Genomic DNA, 4,079 nt, shown 5'->3' on the forward strand with positions numbered 1-4,079 from the left:
GCCCGACCCCCCGCGGGGGGGGGGGGGGGCCCCCCGGGGGTGGGGGGCGGGGGGGCCACCGCAGCCGGGGGCCGGTCAGGTGGTGCAGGCCGCCGCGCCGAGCTTGACGGCCGAAGGGGTGCCCGACGGGCCGTTGGCGGTGAAACCGAGCGCCACCGCCGCTCCCGCGCCCAGGGACGGGCTGTAGGTCGGCGCGCTCACCGTGACCGTGGCGCCGGCCTGGGTGAAGGTGCCGTTCCAGCCGCTGACGACGGTCGCCCCGGCGGGCAGGGTGAACACGACCGTCCACGGGTTGGCGGCGCTCGTCGCGGTGTTGGTGACGGTCAACGTGCCCTGGAAGCCGCCTTGCCAGGAGTTGTCCAGCTTCCACGCCGTCTTGCACCCGCCGGTGCCGCCGCCGGTCGTCGTGGTGGTGGGGGTGGTCGTCGTCGGGTCCGGGCCGCCGCCGGTGGGCGGGATCAGGTACGGCTGGAGGATGCTCTGCTTCGCCTGGTTGACCGTGGTCCAGTCGTCGTTGAGGATGCCCCCGGTGTCCCCGGAGTTGGGGTTCCACGACCAGTAGGTGAACGAGATGCCGTTGACGCCGGTGCCGGTGTAGGCCATCAGCTTTTCCAGCCACACCTTGTCGACCGGGTTCGCCAGCGTGGTGCCGAACTCGCCCATCATCAGCGGCGCGATGTTCTGCTTGTACAGGTAGCCCCAGTAGTGGTCCCAGATCGCCGTCAGGTTCGCCGGGTAGTCGGGAGCGCTGAACCACGGCTGGTTGTAGACCGACGTGGCGTACTCGTGCGGGGAGTACACCACCCGGTTGGCGACCGACAGGCGTACCGGGAACTCGCCCGCCTTCGACAGGTTCCCGCCCCACCAGCCGCAGTCCTCGTCGTTGGACGGGTCGCCGTCCCACACGTTCGACAGCCCGCCGCTCGGGCAGCTCACGCCCTCGACGAAGATCAGCCAGTTCGGCTGCACGGCCAGGATCGCGTTGCCGGCGCGTTCGGCGGCCAGCCGCCAGTCGCGGGCGGTGTCACCGCAGCCCCAGCACGCGCCGGTCGCGGCCGGGTTGGTGCCCTCGGCGTGCGGCTCGTTGTGCAGGTCCGCGCCGATGACCGTGGTGTTGCCCGCGTAGTGCTGGGCGAGCGTCTTCCAGTCGTTGATCCAGGTGCTTTCCGGGACACCGGCGGTGTACCAGAGCGCGGTCTGCCCCGCGCTGGTCGGCCGGTGCCGGTCGAGGATGACGCGCATCCCCTTCGTCCCCGCGTAGCCGATCACCTTGTCGAGGATCTGCAGCGGGGACAGCCCGATCAGGTCGGGGTTGGTGTAGTCGTTGATGCCGGTGGCCGTGGCCCCGGGCTTCAGCGCGTCGTCGGAGAACGGCACGCGCAGGGTGTTGTAGCCCAGCTGGGCCATCTGGTCGAGCTGCTGGCGCCAGGTCCGGCTGGACCACAGGCCGTGGAAGGTCTTGTTGTCGGTCTCCATCCCGAACCAGTTGATGCCGGTCAGCCGAACCGTCGCGCCCGTGCTGTCCAGGATCTTGTTGCCGCTGGTGTGCAGGTACCCGGCGCCCGTACCGCCGGCCGCCGCCGCGACCTGGCCGGTCGCGCCGAAGGCCACCAGCCCGCTCGCGGCCACCACGGCCGCGGCCAGCACGCCGAACGCTTTTCTCCACTGCGTCATCTGCTCTCCTTTGAGCAATACGTCATCCTGGGAGCGCTCCCAGACGAGGTTAGCGAACGCGGTCCCGGTGTCAAGGGCACAGCGCGAACCCCGCCCGTCGTCCGGCTGGGGGTAACCCACCCGGGGCGACCTGCCGATCTTGCGCGGCTGACGGATCGCTGACGTTTCACACTTCCGGTGTGGGCTAAGTGGGTACCTACCGGTAACTAGGGGTTCCTCGCCAGCCCTTCACCTGCTGTCCTATTTGGGTCGGCCCTGTCACAAAGGAGTGACCCATGGCTGTTCCCACCCGTAATTTCAGGCGATCCCTTCTACGGTTGAGCACGGCCCTGGGGGCCGTCGTCCTTGCCTCTCTCGGCGTCACGGGCCTCGCCCAGGCCGCCGGGACCGTCTACGCCGCGCTCGGCGACTCCTACTCCTCCGGGGTCGGGGCCGGCAGCTACGGCAGTTCCGGGAGCTGTTACCGCAGCTCCAAGGCCTACTCCCAGCTGTGGGCCAACGCCCACAGCGGCACCTCGTTCACGTTCCTCGCCTGCTCGGGCGCGAAAACCGGGGACGTGATCAACCAGGCGAACTCGATCCCCTCGTCGGCCACGCTCGTCACGGTGACCGTCGGCGGGAACGACGCCGGGTTCACCGACGTCATCACCACCTGCACCCTGGGCAGTGACTCCGACTGCGTGAACCGCGTCAACACGGCCAAGACGTACGTCAACAACACGCTGCCGGCCCTGCTGACCAACACCTACAACGCGATCAAGGCCAAGGCGCCGGGCGCTCGGCTCGTCGTCCTGTCCTACCCGCGCTTCTACACCGTGCCCGGCTCCTGCTGGGTGGGGTTGAGCGACACCAAGCGGTCCGCGATCAATTCGGGTGCCGACGCGCTCGCGTCGGTGATCCAGTCGCGGGCGGGCTCGGCGGGCGCGACCTTCGTCGACGTGCGGCCGTCGTTCGCCGGGCACAACATCTGCTCGTCGGCCGACGATTACCTGCACAGCCTGACCTGGCCGGTGATCGAGTCCTACCACCCGACCGCGGCCGGGCAGTCGGGCGGCTACTACGCCCCGCTGCGGGCGGCGATTGGCTGAGCGGAGCCCGAGACGGCCACCCCGGTCCGCCGGGGTGGCCGTTCGCGCCATCCGGCGACTGGACACCCACGTTAGCGGTCGCTAACATCGGAGCGGAGGTTAACGCCCGCTAACTTCGAGGGAGCCCATGGACACGCCGGCACTGGGGACTACGGCTGCCCCGGACAGCGAGGCCTACGCCCGCAACGCCACGTCACACGCGGAGCTGGTCGAAGACCTCCGCAAACGCTTGGCGGCCGCGCGGCTGGGCGGGCCGGAGAAGGCCCGCACGCGGCACGTCGAGCGCGGCAAGCTGCTGCCCCGCGACCGCGTCGACACGCTGCTCGATCCGGGTTCGCCGTTCCTCGAGCTGTCCCCGCTGGCGGCCAATGGGTTGTACGACGACGAAGCGCCGTCGGCGGGCATCATCACCGGCGTCGGGCGGGTCTCGGGCCGGGAGTGCGTGGTCGTCGCCAACGACGCCACCGTCAAGGGTGGCACCTACTACCCGTTGACGGTGAAGAAGCACCTGCGCGCCCAGGAGGTCGCCCTCCACAACAACCTGCCTTGCGTCTACCTGGTGGACTCCGGCGGCGCGTTCCTGCCCCGGCAGGACGAGGTCTTCCCGGATCGTGAACACTTCGGCCGGATCTTCTACAACCAGGCGACGATGTCCGCGCGCGGGATCCCGCAGATCGCCGCCGTGCTCGGCTCGTGCACCGCGGGCGGCGCGTACGTCCCGGCGATGAGCGACGAGGCCGTGATCGTCCGGAACCAGGGCACCATCTTCCTCGGCGGCCCGCCGCTGGTGAAGGCGGCGACCGGCGAGGTCGTCACGGCCGAGGAGCTCGGCGGCGGCGACGTCCACGCCCGGCAGTCCGGCGTCACCGACCACCTGGCCGACGACGACGCCCACGCGCTGCGGATCGTCCGGTCGATCGTCTCGACGCTCGGGCCGCGCACCCCGCGTCCGTGGGACGTCTTGCCGACCGAAGCGCCCGCCGTCGACCCGGCCGAGCTGTACGGCGTCGTGCCGACCGACCCGCGCGTGCCCTACGACGTGCGCGAGGTGATCGCCCGGATCGTCGACGGCAGCCGGTTCGCCGAGTTCAAGAAGGAGTACGGCGCCACCCTGGTCACCGGGTTCGCCCGGATCCACGGCCACCCGGTCGGCATCATCGCGAACAACGGCGTCCTGTTCGCCGAGTCGGCGATGAAGGGCGCGCACTTCATCGAGCTGTGCGACAAGCGTTCGATCCCGCTGCTGTTCCTGCAGAACATCACCGGCTTCATGGTCGGGCGCGCGTACGAGGCGGGCGGCATCGCCAAGCACGGCGC

At 70.3% G+C, this 4,079-nt stretch carries 3 protein-coding genes; 2 read left to right on the forward strand and 1 reads right to left on the reverse strand.

What is annotated here, in order from left to right:
- Positions 1-75: 75 nt before the first annotated feature.
- Complete coding sequence (locus ACWEVN_RS46870) at positions 76-1,674, reverse strand: cellulase family glycosylhydrolase (RefSeq protein ID WP_452055583.1); 1,599 nt, start codon at positions 1,672-1,674, stop codon at positions 76-78.
- A 317-nt stretch (positions 1,675-1,991) separates the two neighbouring features.
- Here ACWEVN_RS46870 and ACWEVN_RS46875 point away from each other — a divergent pair, with 317 nt between their 5' ends.
- Together ACWEVN_RS46875 and ACWEVN_RS46880 are read left to right on the forward strand one after the other, a co-directional pair.
- Entirely contained in the window at positions 1,992-2,762 is a 771-nt protein-coding gene (locus ACWEVN_RS46875; RefSeq protein WP_449686519.1) for an SGNH/GDSL hydrolase family protein, read from the forward strand.
- Positions 2,763-2,889: 127 nt separating this feature from the next.
- Positions 2,890-4,079, forward strand: a 1,190-nt coding sequence (locus tag ACWEVN_RS46880; protein WP_452055584.1) for a carboxyl transferase domain-containing protein, incomplete at its 3' end; no start/stop codon positions are given.

The sequence above is a fragment of the Amycolatopsis sp. NPDC003861 genome (genome assembly GCF_053605405.1).